Genomic DNA, 24,576 nt, shown 5'->3' with positions numbered 1-24,576 from the left:
GCAAGCTGGAAAGTGCGCCTGCCATATTGGCAGGACTTTCGATTTTACTGAACACCCTTCAGCTGCTCTCAGAATATTCAATAGATGAACTGAATGAAATCGCAACCATTGCATTAGGTACCTAAAGATGTGTAGATACCTATGCCCATAGGGAGGAGGAACTTCAAATATTAGAGTGACATTCACTCCACCTTTAACAATTCTGCATAATTCCCAAAACAATCCCCATGTTCTAACTGAAATCCAGTTTTAGGCATTCGCGTCGCATAAATCCGTTTACCCGTTTCCTTCTGGCTTTGAACAGCCAGTTCAGGCAGATTGAGTTGCCGCTGAAACCACTGAATCACTTCATGTAAAGGCACAGGCTGATTATTCGTGACAATATAAGACGGTTCTGGATGTTCCACGTGAAGCAAGTGAGCCAAAAAGCGTGCCAGATCATCGATATGAATCCGATTGGACCAGTGAATATTGGCATAGGTTTTGGTGCTCTCTGCGAGCTTGATCATTCTCGCGACAGAAATGCCATAAATCCCGGTTGGGCGAATGACAATACATTGCTGGGGAAATGCCTGCTGGTAAAGTTGCTCCATTTTCCAGAGTAATCTCCCCTGCTCATCTACAGGCTGAAGAGCAGTTTCATCATCAATGCGCTCACCGGCATTTTCACCATAGACCCGGGTCGAGGACACCACCACAATCCTTTGCAGCGGATGCTGTTTTAAGGCATTTACAATGGGCTGAACCAAATCGACATAGGTCTGCTGATAGCCTTGCACCGTGCTTTGTGAAGGCGACAATAAAACATAGACCCAATCCACCGGTTCAAGATGCTCTAAATCAAGCTGATGCACATCCTGAATCAGATGAGTCGCATAAGCATCCGTTTTCGGACTTTGGCTGATTGTGGTAATTTGGTGGCCTTGCTGAGATAATTGTTTGGCAACCCGGGTAGACGTTTTACCATAACCTATAAATAATATATGCATTAAGCACCTGATGATTTAACTCAAGTTGAGGGCGAATGGCTGCAGTCCATCAATTGCAAGGGGTAGGAACTGCCTCTGCTGCATTACTGGAAAAACTAAATATCTTTAGCACAGATGATTTACTGTTTCATCTGCCGCGTGATTATGAAGATCGTAGCACGATCATCCCCATGAACCAATTGGTCGTGGGGCGCAGCTATTTACTGGAGGGAATCGTTAAAGGGGTCGATTTTCCGCCCGGTAAGCGTAAATCTATGGCCGTACAACTCCAGGATGATTTCGGCAAAGTCACCTTGCGTTTTTACCATGTCTATAAAGCCCTGACCGATCGTGCCAAGGTCGGCAACCACTTGCGCATTTTTGGTGAAGTCCGCGTGGGTGCACGGGGTCTGGAACTGTATCATCCGGAAATTCAGCTCATTACTGAACATACGCCCTTACCGAAGACCCAGCTCACCGCGATTTATCCTGCAACCGATGGCCTAACCCAGCCCAAACTGCGTGAATATGTCAAACAGGCGCTGAAACAGCACAGCGATGAGCTGCCCGAATTGTTACCGGAAAAATTTACCAATGGTTATGCACTAAAACAGGCACTTGAATATATTCATGAACCGCCGCTAAATGCCAATATGCTACAGCTGGCCCAAGGTTCGCATCCGGCACAGCAGCGTTTGATTTTTGAAGAACTGGTAGCGCATCAGATCAGTCTGTTATCACGGCGTGCCTATATTCAGCAGATTGCCGCCCCTTCTTTTAGTCCAAGTAAGAATTTTGCCAAACAGTTATTGGACAGCTTGCCCTTTAGCCTGACCGGTGCACAAAAGCGGGTTTCCAAGGAAATTGTGCAGGACTTAAAACAGAACAAGCCGATGCTGCGCCTGGTTCAGGGCGATGTCGGTGCAGGAAAAACCCTAGTGGCTGGCGTTGCCGCCTGTCATGCTTTAGAAGAAGGCTGGCAAGTGGCGCTGATGGCACCGACCGAAATTCTGGCGGAACAGCATTATCTGAATTTTAAAAAATGGTTTGAACCTTTAGGCCTGAATGTGTCCTGGCTTTCAGGCAAACAGAAAGGCAAAGCCCGTACAGCGGCCGAGCAAACCATTAAACAAGGCACTGCAAATCTGGTGGTGGGTACCCATGCCCTGTTTCAGGAAAATGTCGAATTCAGCAAACTCGGCCTGGTGATTATTGACGAGCAGCATCGCTTTGGGGTCGATCAGCGGCTGGCGCTGCGTAATAAAGGTGCCAATAACATGACTCCGCATCAACTGGTGATGACCGCTACCCCGATTCCACGCACGCTCGCCATGTCGGCTTATGGTGATCTGGACACCTCGGTAATTGACGAACTGCCGCCCGGCCGTACCCCGATTCAGACCGTCACCATCCCCTTGGATCGCCGCGAAGAGGTACTCAGCCGAATTGCCCGCAATTGCGCCGAAGGCAAACAGGCTTACTGGGTCTGCACTTTAGTGGAACAATCGGAAACTTTAGATGCACAGGCTGCTGAAGCGACTTATCAGGAAATTAAAGAACGCTTTCCACAGCTCAATATTGGTCTGGTGCATGGCAAGATGAAAGCCGATGAAAAACAGGCGGTAATGCAGCAATTTAAAGACAATCAGCTGCAACTTTTGATTGCCACTACGGTAATTGAGGTTGGCGTGGATGTACCCAATGCATCCATCATGGTGATTGAAAATGCCGAGCGTCTGGGGCTTTCCCAGCTGCATCAGCTACGCGGTCGCGTCGGTCGTGGTGCGACTGCCAGTTTCTGTGCCCTGCTGTATAAGAATCCGCTTTCGCAAAATGGACAGGAACGACTGCGGATTATGCGTGAAACCAATGACGGTTTTATCATTGCCGAAAAAGATCTGGAAATTCGTGGCCCGGGTGAATTGCTCGGCACTAAACAAACCGGAGATATGGGCTTTCGGGTAGCCAAGTTAGAACGCGATGATCATCTACTGAATCAGGCGCATTATGTTGCGCAGCAAATTCTGAAAGACTATCCGGAAAATGCAGAGGCTTTACTGAAACGCTGGTTACCTGAAGCGCCGCGCTATGCCTATGTATAAAAATAATTTTACCTAAACAATTTAGCGGATTATTGATTACAGTATCAGCAGCATGAATGCTGCTGTTTGCTACCTAAATACTGCCTATGCAAAATTAATATTCATCAGAAGAAGAAAAATATGCTGTCATTTATTCCTCCCTTACTGCACAAAGCCATGCAGCGGCTTTCTCCATGTGTACTTTGTGGCATAGACCATCAACGTCATCATTCACTCTGTACCGACTGCTGGCAACAACTCCCCTGGTTGAAACAGAACATCCAGCGACAGGAAATGCAGATTCAGGTGGCCTGTCATTATGCCTACCCAATGGACCGTATTATTCAAAAATTTAAATATGAACAACAGCTGCACTTTCAAAACCTGCTGGCTGGCTCACTTATCGACCTCAAGCTTCCCAAAATCCAGGCCATCGTCCCGATGCCGATTTCCAGTCAACGATTGGCAGAACGCGGCTACAACCAGTCATTGGTGCTTGCGAAAATCCTGGCAAAACAGCTAAAGATTCCGGTCTGGCAGCCGGTTGCACGACTGGCCCAACATTCGCAAAAAGGCTTGAGCCGTATTGAACGGCTTGACCAGATTGAGCAGCAATTCGTGATTGCCACAAAAACCCGCGTCCGTTACCGTACGGTACTGATGCTGGATGACGTGGTCACGACCGGCAGTTCACTGCATGCCTTAAAACAGAAACTGGAACAATTGGGCTGTCAAAAGATTTATGCAGCCTGTATTGCCAGTGCAGAGATTTAAAGCTAGGAAAGGAAGTCTGCTGATTTCCCCTATTTCCTGGCGGAAGCCTATACTCATCCTTGCGGGGAAGAATTTATTTTATCCATCAGGACATCGTGCTTTCTGTTAAAAATTGCTTCACCCAGGGCATGATAATTTCACGGGTTAAAGGTGCCAGTGGGGTTGTTTTATCCTCTAAACCGACCCACTTCATCTCGGCAATTTCAGCATCAATTTTTGGGGCGTGATCTAAAGTTACATGATAAACATAGCTGACCAGCTGATGATCTGGCTCGTTGGCGGTTGCAGTTTCAAACCGACCGACGAATTGCTCAATCGAGGCCCGACAGCCAATTTCTTCCTGAATTTCACGCAGCATGGTCGCTTCAGGTGGCTCGTTGGGTTCCAGCTTGCCACCCACCTGCATAAAGCAGGAAGTATTCTGCTTACGTACCACTAAAAGTTGCTGTTGCTCATTTAAAATAATGGCAGCCGCTACCGTAATCACTTTCATTTTTATTTCACCAGCACTTGTTGATCAGCCATACCCCATTTCGGCTGTGGTGCCTGAAAAGCGTCAAACTGTTGCAAAATTTCTTCAATGCAGTCCGAAGCAATAATGCTGTCCGCAAAACGTGGCTGGGTAAAACCTTTCACTGTCGTAAACTGAATAAACTTGAGTAAATCATCATAAAAACCGGCCACATTTAAAAATGCGCAAGGCTTTAAATGAATACCGAGCTGCGCCCAGGTCCATTGCTCAAAAATCTCTTCCAGCGTTCCTGCACCACCCGGCAGTGCAATAAAGGCATCGGACAGTTCCGACATTTTGGTTTTGCGTTCATGCATATTGGCCACCACATGCAATTCGGTTAAATGCGGATGAGCCAGCTCACGATCCACCAATACATTGGGAATGACACCAATGACTTTTCCGCCTGCCTGTAAAGCACTGTCGGCCACTACTCCCATCAAGCCAGAACGGCCGCCACCATAGACCAGCGTTTTACCTTGCTGGGCAATGGTCTGCCCCATTTTTTGCGCGGTGTCTAAAAAAATGGAATCTGTCCCAATAGAAGAGCCGCAAAAAATTGCGATTGATTTCGTCATTTTTTCACCATGTTTTACAGATGTCATATTAATAAAGTAAATTTTCAGGAGATTTTTTAATAAAAAAGCGATTGAATCAGTGTTTTTATTCAATTCCTTGTCTAAAATACACCCATCAATTAACCTATACTGCGCAGGGAAAAGACAGCATGCTTGAAGCCTTTTACGCCACAGAGCGCGGTAGTTTGGAAGATGCCACCATCAATGGTGGTTTTGATCTCCACCCGGATTTAGTGTGGATCGATCTTATTGCCCCATCACAAGAAGAACAACAATGGGTCTTAGATGCTTATGAGCAAAATTTACCCACCCTAAAATCTTTAGAGGATATTTCTTCATCGGCACGATTTTACCGTGATGATGACGGTATTTTACATATCAGCACCTACTTTTTGACGAAAAATAAAAATTTTCAGGTCGATGGCGAAACCGATGACAATTCGAGCATTTTAGCAACCGTGCAAACGGTGGCTTTTATTCTGCATAAAGAGCGCCTGTTTACCCTGCGCGGTGAAAAACTGGTGGCCTTTCGTGCTTTTCGTGCCCGTGCCCGCCGCAATGACTATGAGATTGACTACAAAGACCCGACCTGGGTGCTGCTGGGACTACTGGAAGCCAAACTGGACGAGCTTGCGGATATTCTGGAAGATATCCACAAGGACCTGGAAAAGTATTCCACAGAAGTGCTGAACAACCGCCATCGCGAACAGATTCTCGATCTGGATGACATGATTACCCGTCTGGCACAACTCGAAGACATGCTCGGAAAAGCGCAATTGTGTTTAATCGATTTGCGTCGTGTCCTGACTTTCCTGTCGCGTCCACGTGCTTTGGGCAGTCATATTTACGATGCCGATATTCGGGAACTCAGCGAAGACGTTCGGTCTTTGGTCGAACATGATGCCTTCCTGTTCCAGAAGGTTCGATTCTTGCTGGATACCACCTCCGGATTCATTAATACCGAACAGAACGATACGATTCGTCGCTTCTCGATCTTGCCAAGCATGCTCGCGCCACCCATGCTGGTTGCCAGTGTTTATGGCATGAATACCGATGTGCTACCTTTTGCACGAGGCACCACCAGCTTCATTATGGTCAGTATTATTTTAGCGGCTTTCTTTATAGGACCGCTGGCCTATTTCCGCTGGAAAAAATGGATTTGAGGCATCATTTATCCTCCCTCCTTCCAGGAGGGAGTTAGAGGGAGGTATTTTAAATCCCATCAATTTCATTACTTATCTAAGCTGCTTTACGCGCCAATCTAGCTACAGGAAGAAATCTAGAATTCTAATTTTATCCCCTCTCTCTAACTCTCTCCCTCAGGGAGAGAGGACTGCTCAATATTCATCTCTTACAAGCTCAGCTCAATAAAAAAGCACCTCGCGGTGCTTTTTTATTGGATTAGGCAATCAGCTGCAGATCATCATGCAAATGACAGGCCTGAATGATTTTCAGCATCTTCTCAGGGACTGCTTTAAACTGTAAGCCTTGGGCTTTCGGGGTCTGACGCAACCAGCGCACCAATACGGCCAAAGCCAGCGTACCGCCCTGTTCCAGCTGTGCCAGATTGACCACCACAGGAAACTGATTCTGCGATTGAATCAGTTTCAAACCTTGCTGGTAATAGTCCTCTGCATTGGCATAATCTATTTTGCCGGAAACCTGCAATTCCTGATGAATGAATTGAATCACTGAACACCCTTCTTAGTTATTTTTTATCTACAGATGCATCTGGTTCGAAGTTCGCAATGGCTTTATCGATATTGCCACCATTACGTTTTACCGTTGCAGCAAACTGATTGCGGAACTGTAAACCTAAATCAATACCAGCCACATTGATATTACGTACTTTCCATTGATTGCCTTTATCCACCAACTGGAAAGATACTGGCGTTTTTTCGCCTTTGTTGTTGAAATCAATCGTGACTACAGGATTTTTGCTATTGGTTTCTTTATATGGACGCAGGCTATACGTCTGGTTGGTATATTTAGCAAAAGCTGTACCGTAATTTTCGATTAAAGTTTCACGGAAATTGTGTTCAAACTTGGCACGCTGAGCAGCCGTACTGTACTGATTGGTGGCATAAGTTCCCATCACCAGACGGGTAAAGGCTTGTGAATCAATATAAGGGTCAAGGTTTTGACGCACAATCGCTTTCACGGCAGCAGGATTGTTTTGCAATTTTCCCTGATCCGCTTTTAAACGGCTAATCAGGCCATCCGCCACTTTTTTAACAAACGCCGGTGGTGTTTCAGCCGGTTGTGCAAAAGCAGTACTCGCCATCATTGTTGATAAAACACTTATGCCAAGTGTATGTTTAAGTAAAGTATTCATTAAATTCTCCTCTCAAAATTACTCAACAAATGAAGTTTGCGCATCTTCTGTTGATTCAGTTGATGTATTTTCTTCCGCCGCTTTCGCTGATGACTTGCCCGCACCGCCAGTAATGAACTTGCTGATCAAATCTTCAAGATCCATGGTGCCTTGGGTATTGGCAATGCTTTCACCACGTTTGATATAGTTCAGGCCACCACCTGGTACCACTTTCAAATATTTCTCGCCCAATAAACCATTGGTGGCAACCATAATGTAAGCATCTTCATCAATACTGGTGATGGAGTTCATGTTATCAACAAGTTGCTTTTCCATTTCTTTTTGTTTCAAAGGAGCCGCTTCGCTATATTCTGTGCTATAGCGCAATTCTTCCAAAGCATTGGCTTGAACCTTTTTCAGCTGTTCTTTGTTAAAAGAAGTCAACTTGCCGTCCAGGTCAAAATGCACCGTTGCCAAACGCGACACCGGATCAAGGGTAATATCGGTAACGCGGCCAATGGTGACACCACTCATGGTCACTTTGGCACGCGGTTTCAGGCCGTTGACGTTGTCAAAACTTGCCGTCATGCTATAGCTGTCACGCAGGTTAGTTCCCATAAGGCCACTGACTTTCATGGCCAGGAAAAATAACGCAATACCGGTCAGAATGACAAAAATACCTACGGCCAGCTCACTTGCACGTGATTTCATTAAACACCTCCAAACATGACCGCAGTCAACACAAAATCAGAACCTAAAACACACAATGAGGAATACACCACTGTTCGGGTAGTCGATGTTGCAATTCCTTCTGACGTTGGTACACAGGCATAGCCCTGATAGACCGCAATCCAGGTACAAAGCAATGCAAAAACCAGGCTTTTAATAATGGTCCCGTTGAAAATATCTTTATAGAACTGCACGCTATTTTGCATGCCACTCCAGAAAGAACCTTCATCTACCCCTAAAAAATCGACGCCGACCATTTTACCGCCCATGATGCCAATGGCACCAAAAATAATCGATAACATCGGCAGACTGACAATTCCGGCCCATAAACGCGGTGAAACAATCCGTTTGAGTGGATCGACCCCAATCATTTCCATACTGGCCAGTTGTTCTGTGGCTTTCATCAGGCCAATTTCAGCCGTTAAAGCCGAACCGGCACGTCCTGCAAACAGCAATGCCGCCACCACAGGAGCCAGCTCTCTTAATAATGTTAGAGATACCATGGTGCCCAGCATGGCTTCCGAGCCAATATTGACCAAAATGGAATAGCCCTGTAAGCCCAGCACCAAACCAATAAATAAACCCGATACGGCAATAATCAGTAAAGACATCACGCCTACCCGGTACATTTGGTAAATAAACAGTTTGACCCCAAGCCAGGTCGGCATGGAAAATAGGATTTGCAGCAACATCTGGGTTGCCACGCCAATCCCCTGAACACGTTCAATGACGCGTTTACCTAATGAGGCAATAGCATTCATGAATGCACCTCATCACTTAAATAAGCCTTATGGCTAAATTGATAATCGACAGGACCTTCAGCAGCACCGGTTAAGAACTGACGCACAAATGCCGATTCATGCTGCTTTAATTCAGCAGGCGTCCCCTCACCCTGAATCACGCCTTCAGCAATAATATAGATGTAGTCGGCAATTGATAAGGTTTCCCCCACATCATGCGACACAATAATCGTGGTTAAATCCAGAGCTTCACGCAAGGTACGAATTAAACGCGTAAGTACGCCTTTTACAATCGGGTCTTGGCCGGCAAAAGGCTCATCATACATGATCAGTTCCGGATCGAGCGCAATTGCACGTGCCAGGGCCACACGACGGTTCATCCCGCCTGAGAGTTCTGCAGGCATGAGCTTTTCGGTACCGCGTAAGCCTACCGATTCCAGTTTGAGTGCCACCAGCTCTGCAATAAGATGTTCAGGAAGCTGGGTATGCGCACGTAACGGAAAAGCCACATTTTCATAGACGCTCATATCGGTAAACAAGGCACCACTTTGAAAAAGCATGCCCATACGTGCACGCGCAGTAAATAATTCCTGACGCGACATATGTGCAATACTTTTGCCGTCCAATAGAATTTCACCGTGCTCTGGTGTCAATTGACCACCAATCAAACGCAGCAAAGTGGTTTTCCCTGTACCTGAAGGTCCCATAATCGCGGTAATCTGACCACGCCGAATCTTTAAACTGACATTATCGAAAATGACACGTTTCCCTCGTTTAAAGCTCAAATCATTGACTTCAATCCAAGATTGAGCTTGTTGAGGCATTTGATTATTCATAGCTGAGGGTTTTCCTGCATTTTTTTCAGCATGCATACTATAAAGGATTCGGGTTTAAAATGTTACCTTTAGATAAAAAGCAACCGATTTACCATAATTTTTAATTTTTTTTAATTGTCGTCAGTTATTTGAACCAGCAAGAGACCGGGTTACAGAAAAGAATTATAGATATAGTATGCGATGTTACTGAGTAATAAAATTAAACCAATATAAGGCATAATCACCTCTTGATTAAAATTCCCAACATAGTCATTAGATTCATTATTCATATTTAACAGAATTAAAACAAACTATGATCCAGTATACATTTTTATTCGACAAGGTCAAAGATTAATCCCATAAAAAAACCGGTGTTTCCACCGGTTTTTTACTACCCAAATCTAACGTTATTAGTCGTTAAATTTGCGACGTGGGCGATCTTCACCAAAACTGCGCTTAGGACGATCTTCACCAAAGTTGCGTTGTGGACGGTCACCAAAATCACGCTTAGGACGGTCGCCATTGAATTCGCGACGTGGACGGTCACCCCCTTCACGCGCTGGTTTATAGTCTACGCGGTTGCCACGGTTGTCATCGTTAGAACGCGGTTTGTCACCAAAGCTGCGTTGCGGACGATCACCGAAGTCACGACGTGGACGATCTTCACCGCCAAAGCTACGTTGTGGACGATCACCGAAGTCACGACGTGGACGATCTTCAAAACCGCCTTCGCGACGTGGACGGTCGCTGTTGAATTCACGACGTGGACGATCTTCGAAAGAACGTTGCGGACGGTCGCTGTTGAATTCACGACGCGGACGGTCGCTGTTAAATTCGCGACGTGGACGGTCTTCACCACCGAACGCAGAACGCTCACCACGTGGTTTGTCATCATAGCTGCGACGTGGACGGTCTTCACCGCCTTCACGACGTTTGAAGTTGCTTTCACCTTCAAAACGACGACCGCCACCGAAACCGCCACGGCCACCACGACCGCCGTCACGACGACCACGACCACCATCACGGCTACCACGTGCAGGAGGTGGAGATGGCTCAAGGCCTTCAATTTCAGAAACGTTTAAACGCGTTTCCAAATAATCTTCCAAAGCACGGATTTTGCCACGTTCACGGTAAGTTGCCAAAGTAATGGCTTTACCAGTACGACCCGCACGACCGGTACGACCAATACGGTGTACATAATCTTCATTCTTCATTGGAAGGCCGAAGTTAATTACGTGCGAAATGGTTGGTACGTCCAGACCACGTGCTGCAACGTCAGTCGCAACCAGGATTTTTGCACGGCCTTCACGAATACTGCGTAAACGACGGTTACGTACGGTTTGTGGCATCGCACCGTGAAGTGCTACAACAGATAGACCCGCTTCTGAAAGTTCTTCAGCCAGCATGTCGGTATCTTCTTGAGTAGAAGCAAATACTACCGCCTGATCCAGATCTTCTTCATTTAACCAGTGGGTAAGCAATTTTTTCTTATGCTCGAAACCATCAGTCCAATGTAAGGTCTGAGTGATGTCAGTATTGGTTGAATGACCTGTTTCAATTGCAATACGTTCAGGATCATTCATCATGCGTTCAGCAAGATTAATGATACGTGGTGCAAATGTTGCAGAGAACATTAAGGTTTGTGTACGGTTAACCGCTAAATCACTGATGGCTTCCAGGTCTTCAGAGAAACCGAGGTCAAGCATACGGTCAGCTTCATCGACAATTAATGAATCCACTTTATCCAGTTTAATTTGACGACGGTTAACCAGGTCAAGCAAACGACCTGGAGTTGCTACCACAACCTGCGCGCCTTTTAACTGCTGGATCTGTTTACCAAAAGGCATACCACCCATGATCGCAGCCACACGAACGCCTTTCATATGACGAACGAATGCAATCGCATCCTGACATACTTGTTGTGCAAGCTCACGCGTCGGTGAAATCACCAAAATTGACGGTTGAGTAATTGCTTTCATACGTTCTTTAAACGGTACGAAAGTGTCTTGATTTGCAAGCGCGTTCAAAGTCGGAAGCAGGAATGCAGCTGTTTTACCAGAACCGGTTTGGCTTGATACTAAAAGATCTTTACCTTCAAGTGCAGCAGGAATCGCTTGTTCTTGTACAGGAGTTGGCGTAGTGAGGCCTAAGCCTTCTAGAGCCTGTGTTAACGACTCATCAAGGGAAAAATCAGCAAAAGTTTTGCTCATAGAGAGTATTCACCCGAAAATGGGTGCTCCATTTAATAAATTACAATATGGACATCGGCAAAAAGCGGCACAGCAATTAGAGCTGAAAAATATAAGAATTCAGCAGCGATCCGAATAACGACGATGTGGATATAACGCACGCATGATTACGGCCGCAAACCTGAAGGAATCGCTTAAGCGATTGGGGCGCGAAGGATATGTCCTCTCTATGGACAGGACGCGCATACAATGATTAGAAGATAATGTTCAGGTAAAGAACGGAAATTTAAGTGCGTGGCGGCATAATAACAGAACCATTTAAAAAAGTAATCATTTTTTTCGATCAAATTATGCATACATACTGTTTTTTTCAGTAACAGTCTATTTTACAACTCAATTTTGTTTAATTTTTAAACAATCAATATTGTAACCCTTTATATGGGTAAACATACGGGCAAATGGATGCTATCCGGTATTTTCATGCCATCAGGAATTTAATTCAAAAATAAAAAAAGCCCTCACAAGGAGAGCTCTTTTGTCATGTCACTCGATTCAATCGATCTTACTTCGCTGCGTCACCCCAAGCTGGAACAACAGCTTGCATTAAAGGTTTCAGCATTTTCATAGAGCAAGCAAGTACTTGACCATTTTCCATAGAATCGGCACCACCACGTGCATCCACTACAGTACCACCTGCTTCTTTCACGATTAACTCGCCTGCAGCGATATCCCAAGGTTTCAAACCAAGTTCAAAATAACCATCCAAACGGCCTGCAGCTACATATGCCAAGTCTAATGCAGCAGAACCTGCACGACGGTATTGTGCACCCGCTTCAGTTACGTTTAATAATGAATCGAAATGGTTTTTTGCATAAGAAATCACTTCACCGTTACGTTTAGCACGGTAAGCATGACCTACGGCAAGAAAAGTATTTTGCAGGCTGTCTTTAACATTTACGCGAATACGGCGTTGATTCAACATTGCACCACGACCACGACTGGCAGAGAATAACTCGTCTTTCACAGGATCATAAATGACACCGTGTTGAGTCACACCTTTGTGCTGAACAGCAATAGAAATACAGAAATGCGGGAAACCGTTAATGAAGTTTAAAGTCCCATCCAGCGGATCGATCACCCAACACCAGTCGGCGTCGTGACCTTTACCTTCTTGCAGACCAAACTCTTCACCAAGGAAGCTGTGGTTTTTATAGCTTTTACGTAGCGTATCGATAGTCAACTGTTCCAAATAACGGTCTACACGCGTTACCGGACCATCAATCCCTTTTTCTTCGACTTGTAGATCGAGTTTATGACGATTTTGATGCGCTTTTAAAAGCTCTTGACCAACTAATTGAGCCGCACGCGCAGCCATCACCACCATAGGTTCCATTGAACACCCACTACAATTTGAAGATATTGATAAAGAATAATGCATAAAAGCCCTCACATTTTAGCAAATACGAGGGCTTTTAGGGAAAAAATGTTTCTAAAATTTTTAAGCCAATCAGGACACCGACTGCACAAGTTTTGACCAGGCAAATTCAATTGATTTTTCAATGCCCTTGGCATCCAGTCCGGCCTGTTGCAGCATCTGTGCATGCGAAGCCTGATGCATAAAGATGTCGGCCAGCCCTAAATTCAAGATTGGCTTAACAATTTGTGCCTGAGCAAGGTATTCGTTTACCGCACTGCCTGCACCTGCCATCACGGCATGTTCCTCAACCGTGACAAATAAACTGGTTGTCGCAGCCAGCTGTTCAATGATCTGCTCGTCCAAGGGTTTAACAAAGCGCATATTCACCACACGCACCCCCACCTCATGGCTAGCAGCGAGCGTTTGTGCTGCTTCTACCGCCACACTGACACGGCTACCGAATGCCAGAATGCTGATCTGGTCTTCTTGAGATTCATTAAAACTGGCCACAATTTCTGCTTTGCCAATCTCCAAAGCCGTCATTTGTTGCTGAATTTCCACGCCTACCCCATTGCCACGCGGGTAACGCACCGCTGCGGGACCATTGTATAAATAAGCAGTATGCAGCATCTGACGACATTCATTTTCGTCTTTAGGTGCCATGATCACTATATTCGGGACAGTACGCATAAAGGCATAGTCATAAGCCCCGGCATGGGTCGGGCCATCTTCACCCACCAGCCCGGCACGGTCGATGCCAAAAGTAACATCCAGATTTTGCAAAGCTACGTCATGAATCAGCTGGTCATAACCACGTTGCAGGAAAGTCGAATAAATCGCCACGACCGGTTTTAAACCTTCGCAGGCCATCCCTGCTGCCAGTGTTACGGCATGCTGTTCGGCAATCGCCACATCAAAAAAGCGTTCCGGGAACTGTTTGGCAAACTGCACCATGCCTGAACCTTCACACATAGCCGGCGTAATGGCCAGCAAACGCTGATCTTGAGCAGCTTCATCACAGAGCCATTGTCCAAACACATCGGAATATTTCGGTGCTGCAATGCTTGAAGATGCAGCATTTAATTTGCTGATGGCATGGTATTTAATCTGATCGGCTTCCGCAGGCGCAAAACCTTTACCTTTTGTGGTATAGACATGAATTAAACGCGGACCTTTACGTTTTTTCAGGGCATTAAACACTTGCACCAGCTGATTGACATCATGACCGTCAAATGGACCAAAATAGTCAAAACCGATAGCCTTAAACAGGTTGTCTGCAGCATCTGTTGCAGCACTGTGCAAACGTGAGTTATAGGTCCATGCTGGATGAGGCTGCACATAGGCTTCACCTTCATCCGAAACATTGACCGACTGGCCCCGTTCCCATATGGCAGCCAAATGTTTGGCAAAACCACCGGTACTGCATGAAATCGACATGTCGTTGTCATTCAGCACCACAATCAAATCCGCATCATGTGCAACGGCATCATTCATGGCTTCAAAGGCCATACCGGCGGTCATGGCACCATCACCAATAATGGACACCACTTCACACGGATCGTTCTGATAACGGCGCGCCAGTGCCATGCCCAGCCCAGCAGAAATGGCTGTTGAAGAATGCCCCACCCCAAAGGTATCGAATATCGATTCTTCACGTGCAGGAAAGGCAGCCAAACCGTCTTTGGCACGAATGGTAGTCAACTGTTCACGGCGACCGGTCAAGGCTTTATGCGGATAGGCCTGATGCCCCACATCCCAGATCAGGCGGTCATGCGGGGTATTAAAACAATAGTGCAAAGCCACTGTGAGTTCGATCACCCCCAGATTGGCACCAAAATGCCCACCGCTTTGTCCTGCTGCATACAAAATGTACTGACGTAACTCATCCGCCACTTGTTCTAGTTGGCTACGCTCGAGCAATCGTAATTGTTGAGGATGATCAATCGCATCCAGCAACGGAGTTACAGGGCGGTGAGTCGGTATTTCTGTATACAACATAAATGGCGAAGCCTTCTAAAGCCTGGCAAATCCTAAGCTAGGTCAATGGGTTTATTCGAGCATAATGATCGAATTGTATCACCTTTAAATCAGCCACATTTCTAGCGATGCAGTTTAGAGGCAAATCTCTACACTGGGTGTTTGTTCATGAGCGAGATTATCCTGAATAATCTTACTATTTATCAACCATTATCGTTCGCTTTATACAAAAAAGAAAATCTTCTGCATAAATTCATCTTTACAATTCAACTAATGTCCAATCATTCCGCTATACTTTAGCTAATTAATGAACTATTTAACGAGTTAAGCAGTGCCCATAGAATTTGTCGCGACTTCAAGATTACCAACCGCTTTTGGTGAATTTAAAATCACGGTATTTCAAGACCCTAAAACGGGCGAAGAACATGTAGCACTGTCTAAAGGTCTGGATACCCCGCCCACTGAGCCGGTATTGGTCAGGATTCATTCTGAGTGTTTGACCGGTGATGCCTTTGCTTCACTGAAATGCGATTGCGGCCCGCAACTGCAAGCCACCCAGAAACTGATCAATGAAGTCGGTCAAGGCGTGATTCTGTATTTACGTCAGGAAGGTCGCGGTATTGGACTGACCAACAAGATTCGTGCCTATGCCCTGCAAGACCAGGGACACGATACGGTGGATGCCAACTTGATGCTGAACTTGCCGGCGGATGCACGACGCTATGATATGTGTACCATCATGCTCGACCATTTACAGGTCAAGCAGGTAAAACTGATTACCAATAATCCTTCCAAGATTCAGGCGCTACAAGAACTGGGCATTGATGTGGTTGACCGTGTGCCGCTCACTGTCGGTTTGAATCCTTTTAATGCAGAATATCTAAAAACCAAGCATGAACGCATGGCACATATGTATAAGAAAGGCGATTTTTAATCGCCTTTTTTATAAATCCCTCCAAACCTCCCTTTTTCAAAGGGAGACTTTATTCACTTAAATTATTTAAGTGAATAAAGTCTCTCTCCTTTCATAAAGGATGAGGAGCATAGCTCCGCAAGGGTGGATTCAAATTAAATCGTCATCGAAAAAATCCGGTTCTCCGGAACACGGCGTTTTAAACGCAAATCAAAAGCCATACAGATATTACGTACAAAAGGTTTGCCCTGTTCAGTCACGGTAATGCCCTGCTCATCAATCTGTAATAGCTGATCCTGCTGCATTTCTGCAAGTTGCAGCAAAACCTCGGGCAGTTCAGGAAATTGCATCGCTTCAGATTGCCAGGAAGTGTTGAAGGTACACATCAAGTTCAAGATATGCTTGCGGATAATCAAATCTTCTGCACTCAGCACATGGCCTTTGACCACCGGAATTTCATCTTGCTCCAGACGTGCATAATAATCTTCCAGTTTCTTTTCATTTTGCGCAAAGCTGTACCAGCTGTCGCTAATGGAAGAAATTCCCAGGCCAATCATCACTTGGGTTTTGGATGCGGTATAGCCCATAAAGTTGCGATGTAAAGTCCCCTGTTTAAAGGACTGGTACATGCCGTCTTTTTCTAGCGCAAAATGATCCATACCAATTTCATGATAACCATGCGCCAGCAGTTGTTTTTTGCCTTCTTCATAGCACTGGCGTTTCAATTCATCTTTCGGTACATCGGCATCTTTAAAACCACGCTGGCCATTGCCCTTAATCCACGGCACATGAGCGTAGCTATAAAATGCCAAACGGTCTGGCATTAAACTCTTGGTTTGATCAATGGTATTCAGCACATCTTCCAGGTTTTGAAAAGGCAAGCCAAAAACCAGATCATGGGAAATGGAGGTATAACCGATTTCACGTGCCCACTCCGTGACACGCTGTACATGTTCAAAAGGCTGAATCCGGTGAATGGCTTTTTGTACCATTTCATTGTAGTCCTGCACACCATAGCTGACCCGACGAAAACCCAGATCATACAAGGCTTGCAGATGTTCACGAGTGGTATTGTTGGGATGCCCTTCAAAGCTGAATTCATGCTCGGCAGCCACCTCTGCCTTTGCCAGAATGCCCTGAATTAACTGTTGTAAATGCTCAACCGAAAAGAAGGTCGGTGTGCCGCCGCCCAAATGAATTTCTTTAATTTTTGGCGTTGTTGCCAGCAACTGGCAATACAAGTCCCACTCCTTGAGCACGGCCTGAATATAAGGCTGTTCCATCTCATGCTTTTTCGTGACCCGTTTATGGCAGCCACAGAAGGTACACAGGCTTTCACAGAAAGGCAGATGGATATACAGACTGATGCCTTCACTTGAGTTGGACTCATCAAAGGAACGCTTTAAGCTCTGTTTCCACAGCTCAAGTGAAAATGGCTCGGTTTCCCAGTACGGCACCGTTGGATAACTGGTATAACGGGGTCCCGGCACATTATATTTTTGAATTAAAGAACGCGTCATCGCTGCTATCCATTCTCTACTGCAACAGCCGGTTATACCTATAACCGAACCTATATTTTGCATACATATTCAACTCATTTTGCTGGGCTTGGTCATAGAATTCAACCTAGCGATCTCGTCGGAATATTTTTCAGCGACCACTTTGCATCAAAGTCTGCATAAAATAGAGGGTATCTGTTTCAATAAAAAGCGTGCTGCATAAAAGTCCTTACTCTTTTATACAATTTATGCTTTGATGTATCTCAGTTTTCTTTTCCGCTATGAGGGCTTTGATGCAGCATCCTACATCTGCCGATATTCAACGCGTTCGCGAATTCCTGCTTGACTTGCAAAGCCGTATTTGCTCGGCACTTGAACAACAAGAACAACAAGGTGGCGGCACAGCTCAATTTGAAATTGATGACTGGCAGCGCCCTGAAGGCGGTGGCGGCCGTTCACGTGTGTTGCAAAACGGCAGTGTGATTGAAAAAGGCGGGGTCATGTTCTCGCACATCAACATTTCCAGACTTCCCGCTTCTGCCACAGAACGCCATCCACAAATTGCCGGTGCCAAAGCCCAGGCCATGGGCGTGTCTTTAGTGATTCATCCCAAAAACCCCAATGTGCCGACTTCACATGCCAACGTACGCCTATTCGTGGCCGAAAAAGAAGGCCAGGATCCGGTATGGTGGTTTGGTGGCGGTTTCGACCTGACGCCATTTTATCCCAATGATGAAGATGTTTTGGCGTGGCATCAAAAAGCCCATGAGCTATGTACACCATTTGGTGATACGGTGTATGCCGAACATAAAAAATGGTGTGATGATTATTTCTATTTAAAGCATCGTGATGAACAGCGCGGGATTGGCGGCTTATTTTTTGATGATTTGAACCAGTGGGATTTTGAAACCTGCTTTCAGTATATGCAGGCGGTCGGCAATGGTTATCTGCAAGCGATTGTTCCGGTCTTTCAACGCAACCAGGATAAACCTTATAGCGAAGCCCAGCGTGACTTCCAGCTTTACCGTCGTGGCCGCTATGTAGAATATAACCTGGTCTATGACCGTGGCACTTTATTCGGTCTGCAAACCGGCGGCCGGATTGAATCGATTCTAGTCAGTATGCCGCCATTGGCCGCCTGGTCGTATCGTCCCGAGTGGGAGGAAAATTCGCCTGAAAAACGCCTGACCGACTATTATCTCAAACCGCATGACTGGTTGACTGAACTTAAAAAATAAAAAAGTTTTCATCCCTTTTTCAGCGCAGAAAAAGGGATTTTTCCACTGAAATACATTTTAAAATCAAATCACCACTTCAACATTTAAATAATTAAAATCAATATATTAAAATAATCAAAATATTTAACCAGTGCATTAATACAAGAAAACGGACATATTTCCTTACAGCACTAGACACGAGTGTGTCACAAAAATCGTTTAGACTGATTGACTACATTCATGACCTATACAGATTTAATCAGCATGGATAAATACAAAAAAGCATGCTGGAGGGAGAAAATGATGCTCAACACAATCTTAAATCATAAGGTGATTTTATTTTGGTCGATTGTAACCATGATCATCTGTTCAATCACAATTACCCTGCTTTCACACAATACCCTTGCGGACAGCCTGTCAATCAGCTTTACCGTATTTGCAGGTCTGGCTTTATTTTTTACTGCAGCCATGTGGCTTGAAGACCAGGTCCACGACATCTGTAATCCTTGATGCTAGATAAACGGCTCTCTTCTTCCAGTTAGATTTGAAAAAGCCGGGTCCAAACGATTCCAGCTTCTGCTGCTCTTTTTTAACTTTCCCCGTGGTGCTGGCTTTAGCCAGGGGACAAAATCACGTATATTGAATGCCATTTCCGCACACGGACCTTGTGAAATGAGCAAACAATTCGCAGTGGTTGGCAATCCAATCGAACAATCACGCTCTCCAGAACTGCATCATGCCTTTGCAGAAAAAACCGGTATTGATCTCGTCTATAGCAAACGCCTTGCTCCACTGGATGGTTTTGAAGCCAATATCCAGGCGTTCTTTGCTCAGGGCGGTATGGGCATGAACGTGACGGTGCCCTTCAAAGAGCAGGCTTTTGCAGCCTGTGCGGTATTAACCGAACGTGCCAAAATTGCCAAGGCAGTCAACACCCTCTGGATGCAGGATGGCAAGCTGCATGGCGACAATACCGATGGCCAGGGTCTGGTCAATGCCATCAAGGCCCTAGACTGGAAACTGGAAGATACTGAGCTGTTGATTATTGGTGCGGGCGGTGCAACCCGTGGGGTCGTCTATCCCCTGGTAAAGGCAGGTGCGAAAAAGATCGTCATCGCCAACCGGACTTTAGCCCGTGCAGAACAACTGGTGGCCGATTTGAAACCCGCTGTGCCGCAAGCCACCCTTGAAGCCATTTCATTAAATGATCTGGCAGGCAACTTCGACATTGTCATTAATGCAACTTCGGCAAGCTTGACCGGCGATGCCCTGGTTTTACCTGAAGCTTTACAGTTTAAGCATGCCTATGAAATGGCCTATGGCAAGCCGTCCAGCTTTTTAGATCAGGCCAAAGCCCGCGGTGTTCCGACTTCCGAAGGTTATGGCATGCTGGTGGGACAGGCAATCGAATCTTTTTCGATCTGGAACGGGGTCAAGCCTGAACTCAAAGATTTTCTTTAAATGGTAGGAATCAAATAATTGAAAAGAAGTAAATCACTGCTTCTTTTCAATTTTTGTCGGTATAAAGGGCTCACCATTGGATTTTATGACATCTGTCCTGATTTAACCATCTTCCTTCTAAGAAAAAGAGGAAATCCGTTGCCTTTATGTCAAAAATTACAATAACATGTTTATTTAATTATATTTTTACATAAATAATCGAAAGTCGCATATCCCAAAAAATGTACAAAAGCATATAATTATTTAGACTTGAAGCTGAATCATAATATTTTAAATTAGCCTTTCTGACATTTTTCTCAGGCTGCATCATCAATGTATTTTAATCAACAATGTGAATAATCAAATTATCGATTCGGATAATCCAATACTATTTCTAAATTAGGATTAACACTATGCCAGCGTATAAAGCCCCTTTGCACGATATTCGTTTCTTAATGAACGAAGTGCTTGATTACCCAACACATTATAAAACTCTCTCAAATGGTGAAGCAGCAGATGCTGACACTGTAGACATGATTCTTGAAGGTGCGGCAGATTTCTGTGAAAACGTACTTTCTCCACTTAACCAATCCGGTGATGAAGAAGGCTGCCACTTTGAAAATGGTGAAGTCAAAACACCAAAAGGTTTTAAAGAAGCGTATGACCAATTTGTGCAAGGCGGCTGGCAAGGTCTTTCTTTCCCTGAAGAATTTGGCGGTCAAAACCTGCCGCAATCTTTAAACCTGATCAAATCAGAAATGATGGGTACTGCGAACTGGTCATTCCAGATGTACCCAGGTCTGAGTATCGGCTGTATGAACACGATTCTTCAGTTTGGTACTGAAGAACAGAAAAATACCTATATGCCAAACCTGGTCACCGGTGAATGGTCAGGCACGATGTGTCTTACCGAACCACAATGCGGTACAGACTTGGGCCAGGTGAAAACCAAGGCGGAACCAAATGCAGATGGCACGTATGCCATTTCGGGTACGAAAATCTTTATCTCTGCCGGTGAACACGATTTAACAGAAAACATCATTCACATCGTTCTCGCACGCCTTCCAGATGCGCCTGCAGGAACCAAAGGTATTTCGCTATTCATCGTGCCAAAATTCTTGGTCAATGCAGACGGTAGCGTGGGTGAGCGCAACCCTGTAACTTGTGGTTCAATCGAACACAAAATGGGGATCCGTGCTTCAGCGACTGCGGTATTAAACTTTGACAATGCAACGGGTTACCTGATTGGCGAGCCGCACAAGGGCCTGCATGCCATGTTCACCTTCATGAACACGGCACGTATCGGTACTGCAATCCAAGGTATTGCGCATGCTGAACTGTCATTCCAGGGCGCCCTTCCTTATGCCAAAGAACGTATGTCCATGCGTGCCCTTTCAGGTAAAAAAGATCCAGAAAAAGTGGCGGATGCGATCATTCATCATGCTGACGTACGCCGTATGCTATTGACTCAAAAAGCGATTGCTGAAGGCGGTCGTGCAATGATTTATTATGCCGCGCAAATTGCCGACAAAATGGCGGATGCGTTAATGCATGGCGATACTGCAGCCTATGAAGCGCATGATGACCACCTGGGTTTCTACACCCCTATCCTGAAAGGTTTCCTGACTGAATTGGGTTTTGAAGCAGCCAACCATGGTATGCAAGTCTACGGCGGTCATGGTTATATCAAAGAATGGGGCATGGAACAGATTGTACGTGACTCACGTATCTCGACCCTTTACGAAGGCACCACCGGTGTACAGGCACTTGACCTGATTGGCCGTAAAGTCCTGTTAACCTCTAGAGGTAAAGTGATTCGTGACTACACGGCTGAAATCCTGAAGTTCTGCGGTCAGCATGCACGCAACAAATACATGCGCCGTTTTGCCTGGGACCTGACCAAGCTATGTGCGCAATGGAACGCACTCACGGTTCGTATCATGCTTGCGGCACGTAAAGACCGTGACATCGTGTCATCTGCTTCCGTCGATTTCCTGATGTTCTCGGGTTATGTCATGATGGCTTACTTCTGGGCGCAGCAAGCCGCTGTAGCTTCGGCAAAACTGGCTTCCGGTGAAGCTCAGGAAGTACCTGAGTTCTACAAAGCGAAAATCAAAACGGCGGATTTCTACTTCGAACGCCTGCTTCCACGCAGTCAAGGTCATGCCGAAGCAATGGTCAACCCATCCAAGACCATGACTTCACTTGCACCTGAACACTTTAGCTTTGACTATTAAGCGGTAAAGTTTAAGTCCAAATCAAAGAGCACTACGGTGCTCTTTTTTATGCGCTACAATAATTCAAATGCAGACCGGATTTTCAAAAGCATACAATAATCAAAAAGCATCCGGGGGCTTGTTAGATGAAAAAATTATTTTCAATACTGACCCACTTTTATCAGCCCTACAGTGTCACTGTGCCTTTGAATACCCATCATCTTGAACAAAAAATGGATTCTCCGCATTTTGCCGGCCTGGGGGATGCTGCCGAACCCATTACACTGCTGAGAACCGGATTGGGAAACCAGCATATTATTCAAGGTCTAGCCATCGATCACAGGCAAAATATGTTGTATACCACGCATGTCGAAGGCCATCCTGAACAGGGCGTGATTAATCGGTTTAAATTTCACAGCTCGAATTTATGGTCGGCACAGGACGCGCAAAAACCTTCACGGCTTATCGGTCATCAGGGGATTTCTGTCGATCCACAAACTAGCTTTATGTTTGCTTCTGCCGGATCAGCCATCCCGAACAAAGGTTGGTATATCCTGAAATTTCAATACGTGCCCCATGCAGAACCTATAAATACTCAAGTCATTCAGGTGTTCGATAAAAGATACAGCAAGATCACCAATACCATGCCGACCTTCACCCCCGACGGAAAATATCTGCTGGTACGCGGCAATAACCATAAAAGAAATGTCATCCGGATTTTTAAGTCCGATCTTATTCGCCAGAAAAAATTAACCGATCTTTGTTTCTTGTATGAAGATGAATGGCCGATTGACTTAGGCTTCACTCAGGATCGCTGTGCATTTCAAGGCCTGAGCACCGATGGAACCTATATCTACCTGCTCAGCGGCAATAAAAATAAAGGCCCTAAACGAATCTATGTGTATGACTTCACGGGAAAACTCATCCAAAAAATGGATCAGGTGACACTCGGACATTTTGACGCTTCATCCAGTCAGGCTATCCGCTATTGGGAACCGGAAGGCCTAACGGTAGATAACCGCAACCATCAACTCTATATTCTCTACACCATCAGCAATAGCGGCCAATTTTTGGGCCGTATTTACCGGATAAAAATTAACGCATAAAACATAATTGAGCCAAGTTAAAGATCTATAAGTATTTTTGTCACCTGTGAAAGCCAATCATGAGGAGCTTTTATCTTCTATTCACCCGTTAGACTCGAATCATACACCTTAATTTAACTTTAAATTTTCTCATCGTTTTTTATGTTAGTTGTGTAAAAAGATAAAGCTCTTGTGAACCTGTTTAATCAATAAGCTCTCACCTAAATACCATGATTTAATACTAATCGCCCATTGTCTTTGCTTAAATCAATCACCGCTTTATATATTTATCTCACAAAGCCACTGAAATTTTACATTGCTTTTCAGGTTATGGACCTATCTTAGTAAGGCAAATTTTAAATCATAAACTTTAAAGGTTGCCGACATGAAAGCAATTACCATGAAGAAGATGATTCACTGTATTGCAGTGAGTAGTGCATTGAGTTTTGCTGCATCTCAAAGTATGGCCATGGAACATCAATCGACCAATGAAGGCAAAGAGCATTCTAAAATGTCGCATGATGCTCATGAACGTTTAACGGACAGTCAAGTGATCAAGGTGGTAAGCACCGCAAATAACGGTGAGATCATGCAGTCAAAAACTACCTTGCCCAAGCTAAAAATGGATCAAACCCGCAAGTATGCGCAGTTGATGATTAATGCACATTCATCAAATGAGAAAAAAGGCCAGGCCCTGGCAACTCGTCTAAAATTAACGCCACAAGGGAGCAATATCAGCACCTCATTGCAAAATGACAGCGATAAGATTGTGAATAAGCTGAGTCAATCATCCGCAGTTGATAAAGACTATATGATGAGCCAGGTTAAAGTACATCGTAAAGTTCTGATGATTATTGACAAGCAATTGCTACCCAATGCTAAAAATTCCGAATTAAAAAATATGCTTACGCAAACCCAAACTGCAGTGGCCAAGCATTTGCAAATGGCTGAACAAATCGTTGCCAAGATGAAATAGCATAAAATCAATATATGAGTGAATCACACCTTCTTAACCAGCCTGGCATCAATAAGCCAGACTGGTAAATTCTTTTTTCGTCTCACACTTTTTTTAAAAATAACTCCATCGGATTCAGGTTTGAATATTTTTGAATA

General features: G+C 45.1%; 22 protein-coding genes. 10 read left to right on the top strand and 12 right to left on the bottom strand.

Annotation, left to right across the window (positions count from 1 at the left end):
- Nucleotides 1–182: 182 nt before the first annotated feature.
- Nucleotides 183–989, bottom strand: coding sequence for an NAD-dependent epimerase/dehydratase family protein (locus tag ACPUEY_RS03965; RefSeq protein ID WP_425121211.1), 807 nt, complete (start codon nucleotides 987–989; stop codon nucleotides 183–185).
- Nucleotides 990–1,024: 35 nt separating this feature from the next.
- Here ACPUEY_RS03965 and recG point away from each other — a divergent pair, with 35 nt between their 5' ends.
- Together recG and ACPUEY_RS03955 are read left to right on the top strand one after the other, a co-directional pair.
- Nucleotides 1,025–3,070 carry an ATP-dependent DNA helicase RecG gene (gene recG / locus ACPUEY_RS03960; protein WP_425121210.1) on the top strand — a complete coding sequence of 682 codons (2,046 nt, stop codon included), beginning with the start codon at nucleotides 1,025–1,027 and terminating at the stop codon, nucleotides 3,068–3,070.
- Nucleotides 3,071–3,190: 120 nt separating this feature from the next.
- Nucleotides 3,191–3,823, top strand: a complete 633-nt coding sequence (locus tag ACPUEY_RS03955; protein ID WP_425121209.1) for a ComF family protein — start codon at nucleotides 3,191–3,193, stop codon at nucleotides 3,821–3,823.
- Nucleotides 3,824–3,908: 85 nt separating this feature from the next.
- On the opposite strand, the gene ACPUEY_RS03950 is transcribed toward ACPUEY_RS03955, so the two are convergent.
- Both ACPUEY_RS03950 and ACPUEY_RS03945 read right to left on the bottom strand, forming a co-directional pair.
- Entirely contained in the window at nucleotides 3,909–4,316 is a 408-nt protein-coding gene (locus tag ACPUEY_RS03950; protein ID WP_425121208.1) for an NUDIX hydrolase, read from the bottom strand.
- A gap of 2 nt (nucleotides 4,317–4,318) precedes the next feature.
- Entirely contained in the window at nucleotides 4,319–4,912 is a 594-nt protein-coding gene (locus ACPUEY_RS03945; protein WP_171458660.1) for a TIGR00730 family Rossman fold protein, read from the bottom strand.
- 149 nt (nucleotides 4,913–5,061) lie between these two features.
- On the opposite strand from ACPUEY_RS03945, the gene ACPUEY_RS03940 reads away from it, so the two are divergent.
- Nucleotides 5,062–6,075, top strand: a complete 1,014-nt coding sequence (locus ACPUEY_RS03940; RefSeq protein WP_092820740.1) for a CorA family divalent cation transporter — start codon at nucleotides 5,062–5,064, stop codon at nucleotides 6,073–6,075.
- A 238-nt stretch (nucleotides 6,076–6,313) separates the two neighbouring features.
- Here ACPUEY_RS03940 and ACPUEY_RS03935 read toward each other — a convergent pair whose 3' ends face one another.
- The 8 genes from ACPUEY_RS03935 to dxs form a co-directional block, all read right to left on the bottom strand.
- Nucleotides 6,314–6,604 (bottom strand): STAS domain-containing protein, encoded by a 291-nt coding sequence (locus tag ACPUEY_RS03935; protein ID WP_092820738.1) that lies wholly within the window; start codon nucleotides 6,602–6,604, stop codon nucleotides 6,314–6,316.
- 16 nt (nucleotides 6,605–6,620) lie between these two features.
- Nucleotides 6,621–7,247 carry an MlaC/ttg2D family ABC transporter substrate-binding protein gene (locus ACPUEY_RS03930; protein ID WP_092820736.1) on the bottom strand — a complete coding sequence of 209 codons (627 nt, stop codon included), beginning with the start codon at nucleotides 7,245–7,247 and terminating at the stop codon, nucleotides 6,621–6,623.
- Between the two features lie 18 nt (nucleotides 7,248–7,265).
- Nucleotides 7,266–7,937, bottom strand: a complete 672-nt coding sequence (locus ACPUEY_RS03925; protein WP_425121207.1) for an outer membrane lipid asymmetry maintenance protein MlaD — start codon at nucleotides 7,935–7,937, stop codon at nucleotides 7,266–7,268.
- Nucleotides 7,937–8,716, bottom strand: a complete 780-nt coding sequence (gene mlaE / locus ACPUEY_RS03920; RefSeq protein WP_092820732.1) for a lipid asymmetry maintenance ABC transporter permease subunit MlaE — start codon at nucleotides 8,714–8,716, stop codon at nucleotides 7,937–7,939. The genes ACPUEY_RS03925 and mlaE overlap by 1 nt, the downstream gene beginning before the upstream one ends.
- Nucleotides 8,713–9,531: an ABC transporter ATP-binding protein gene (locus ACPUEY_RS03915; RefSeq protein ID WP_092820824.1), complete on the bottom strand. Its 819-nt coding sequence runs from the start codon at nucleotides 9,529–9,531 to the stop codon at nucleotides 8,713–8,715. Before ACPUEY_RS03915 ends, mlaE begins: the two co-directional genes overlap by 4 nt.
- Nucleotides 9,532–9,920: 389 nt before the next feature.
- The gene (locus tag ACPUEY_RS03910) at nucleotides 9,921–11,720 is read right to left on the bottom strand and encodes a DEAD/DEAH box helicase (protein ID WP_425121206.1); all 1,800 of its coding nucleotides are present in this window, start codon (nucleotides 11,718–11,720) and stop codon (nucleotides 9,921–9,923) included.
- 541 nt (nucleotides 11,721–12,261) lie between these two features.
- Nucleotides 12,262–13,092, bottom strand: coding sequence for an inositol monophosphatase family protein (locus ACPUEY_RS03905; protein ID WP_131273052.1), 831 nt, complete (start codon nucleotides 13,090–13,092; stop codon nucleotides 12,262–12,264).
- 114 nt (nucleotides 13,093–13,206) lie between these two features.
- A complete protein-coding gene (dxs, locus tag ACPUEY_RS03900; RefSeq protein ID WP_425121205.1) occupies nucleotides 13,207–15,114 on the bottom strand; it encodes a 1-deoxy-D-xylulose-5-phosphate synthase in 1,908 nt (635 codons plus the stop codon).
- A 310-nt stretch (nucleotides 15,115–15,424) separates the two neighbouring features.
- Here dxs and ribA point away from each other — a divergent pair, with 310 nt between their 5' ends.
- A complete protein-coding gene (gene ribA / locus ACPUEY_RS03895) occupies nucleotides 15,425–16,027 on the top strand; it encodes a GTP cyclohydrolase II (RefSeq protein ID WP_131273054.1) in 603 nt (200 codons plus the stop codon).
- 134 nt (nucleotides 16,028–16,161) lie between these two features.
- On the opposite strand, the gene hemN is transcribed toward ribA, so the two are convergent.
- Nucleotides 16,162–17,526 (bottom strand): oxygen-independent coproporphyrinogen III oxidase, encoded by a 1,365-nt coding sequence (gene hemN / locus ACPUEY_RS03890; protein ID WP_425121204.1) that lies wholly within the window; start codon nucleotides 17,524–17,526, stop codon nucleotides 16,162–16,164.
- A gap of 272 nt (nucleotides 17,527–17,798) precedes the next feature.
- Between hemN and hemF the strand changes: the two genes are divergently transcribed.
- The 6 genes from hemF (at nucleotide 17,799) to ACPUEY_RS03860 (ending at nucleotide 24,439) form a co-directional block, all read left to right on the top strand.
- Nucleotides 17,799–18,743, top strand: coding sequence for an oxygen-dependent coproporphyrinogen oxidase (gene hemF / locus ACPUEY_RS03885; RefSeq protein ID WP_425121203.1), 945 nt, complete (start codon nucleotides 17,799–17,801; stop codon nucleotides 18,741–18,743).
- A 282-nt stretch (nucleotides 18,744–19,025) separates the two neighbouring features.
- Entirely contained in the window at nucleotides 19,026–19,232 is a 207-nt protein-coding gene (locus ACPUEY_RS03880; protein WP_092820250.1) for a hypothetical protein, read from the top strand.
- A 162-nt stretch (nucleotides 19,233–19,394) separates the two neighbouring features.
- Nucleotides 19,395–20,183, top strand: coding sequence for a shikimate dehydrogenase (gene aroE, locus ACPUEY_RS03875; RefSeq protein WP_425121202.1), 789 nt, complete (start codon nucleotides 19,395–19,397; stop codon nucleotides 20,181–20,183).
- 392 nt (nucleotides 20,184–20,575) lie between these two features.
- A complete protein-coding gene (locus ACPUEY_RS03870) occupies nucleotides 20,576–22,399 on the top strand; it encodes an acyl-CoA dehydrogenase C-terminal domain-containing protein (RefSeq protein ID WP_425121201.1) in 1,824 nt (607 codons plus the stop codon).
- 125 nt (nucleotides 22,400–22,524) lie between these two features.
- Nucleotides 22,525–23,484 carry a hypothetical protein gene (locus ACPUEY_RS03865; RefSeq protein ID WP_425121200.1) on the top strand — a complete coding sequence of 320 codons (960 nt, stop codon included), beginning with the start codon at nucleotides 22,525–22,527 and terminating at the stop codon, nucleotides 23,482–23,484.
- A gap of 364 nt (nucleotides 23,485–23,848) precedes the next feature.
- Complete coding sequence (locus tag ACPUEY_RS03860; protein WP_425121199.1) at nucleotides 23,849–24,439, top strand: DUF4142 domain-containing protein; 591 nt, start codon at nucleotides 23,849–23,851, stop codon at nucleotides 24,437–24,439.
- Nucleotides 24,440–24,576: the final 137 nt, after the last annotated feature.

This window comes from Acinetobacter sp. G11, assembly GCF_049808495.1.
Classification (GTDB): Bacteria; Pseudomonadota; Gammaproteobacteria; order Pseudomonadales; family Moraxellaceae; genus Acinetobacter; species Acinetobacter kookii.
Note: the sequence above shows the minus strand (reverse complement) of the source record. Positions and strands in the feature narration are given on the sequence as shown.

What these genes read in the sequence shown, in the direction of transcription:
- ACPUEY_RS03955 (WP_425121209.1), top strand. Translation starts at nt 3,191, where the DNA reads ATGCTGTCATTTATTCCTCCCTTACTGCACAAAGCCATGCAGCGGCTT.
- aroE (WP_425121202.1), top strand. Translation starts at nt 19,395, where the DNA reads ATGAGCAAACAATTCGCAGTGGTTGGCAATCCAATCGAACAATCACGC.
- ACPUEY_RS03910 (WP_425121206.1), bottom strand. Translation starts at nt 11,720, where the DNA reads ATGAGCAAAACTTTTGCTGATTTTTCCCTTGATGAGTCGTTAACACAG.
- dxs (WP_425121205.1), bottom strand. Translation starts at nt 15,114, where the DNA reads ATGTTGTATACAGAAATACCGACTCACCGCCCTGTAACTCCGTTGCTG.
- mlaE (WP_092820732.1), bottom strand. Translation starts at nt 8,716, where the DNA reads ATGAATGCTATTGCCTCATTAGGTAAACGCGTCATTGAACGTGTTCAG.
- ACPUEY_RS03860 (WP_425121199.1), top strand. Translation starts at nt 23,849, where the DNA reads ATGAAAGCAATTACCATGAAGAAGATGATTCACTGTATTGCAGTGAGT.
- ACPUEY_RS03905 (WP_131273052.1), bottom strand. Translation starts at nt 13,092, where the DNA reads ATGGAACCTATGGTGGTGATGGCTGCGCGTGCGGCTCAATTAGTTGGT.
- ACPUEY_RS03880 (WP_092820250.1), top strand. Translation starts at nt 19,026, where the DNA reads ATGCTCAACACAATCTTAAATCATAAGGTGATTTTATTTTGGTCGATT.
- hemF (WP_425121203.1), top strand. Translation starts at nt 17,799, where the DNA reads ATGCAGCATCCTACATCTGCCGATATTCAACGCGTTCGCGAATTCCTG.
- ACPUEY_RS03950 (WP_425121208.1), bottom strand. Translation starts at nt 4,316, where the DNA reads ATGAAAGTGATTACGGTAGCGGCTGCCATTATTTTAAATGAGCAACAG.
- recG (WP_425121210.1), top strand. Translation starts at nt 1,025, where the DNA reads ATGGCTGCAGTCCATCAATTGCAAGGGGTAGGAACTGCCTCTGCTGCA.
- hemN (WP_425121204.1), bottom strand. Translation starts at nt 17,526, where the DNA reads ATGACGCGTTCTTTAATTCAAAAATATAATGTGCCGGGACCCCGTTAT.
- ACPUEY_RS03925 (WP_425121207.1), bottom strand. Translation starts at nt 7,937, where the DNA reads ATGAAATCACGTGCAAGTGAGCTGGCCGTAGGTATTTTTGTCATTCTG.
- ACPUEY_RS03865 (WP_425121200.1), top strand. Translation starts at nt 22,525, where the DNA reads ATGAAAAAATTATTTTCAATACTGACCCACTTTTATCAGCCCTACAGT.
- ACPUEY_RS03915 (WP_092820824.1), bottom strand. Translation starts at nt 9,531, where the DNA reads ATGAATAATCAAATGCCTCAACAAGCTCAATCTTGGATTGAAGTCAAT.
- ACPUEY_RS03965 (WP_425121211.1), bottom strand. Translation starts at nt 989, where the DNA reads ATGCATATATTATTTATAGGTTATGGTAAAACGTCTACCCGGGTTGCC.
- ACPUEY_RS03945 (WP_171458660.1), bottom strand. Translation starts at nt 4,912, where the DNA reads ATGACGAAATCAATCGCAATTTTTTGCGGCTCTTCTATTGGGACAGAT.
- ACPUEY_RS03940 (WP_092820740.1), top strand. Translation starts at nt 5,062, where the DNA reads ATGCTTGAAGCCTTTTACGCCACAGAGCGCGGTAGTTTGGAAGATGCC.
- ACPUEY_RS03870 (WP_425121201.1), top strand. Translation starts at nt 20,576, where the DNA reads ATGCCAGCGTATAAAGCCCCTTTGCACGATATTCGTTTCTTAATGAAC.
- ACPUEY_RS03930 (WP_092820736.1), bottom strand. Translation starts at nt 7,247, where the DNA reads ATGAATACTTTACTTAAACATACACTTGGCATAAGTGTTTTATCAACA.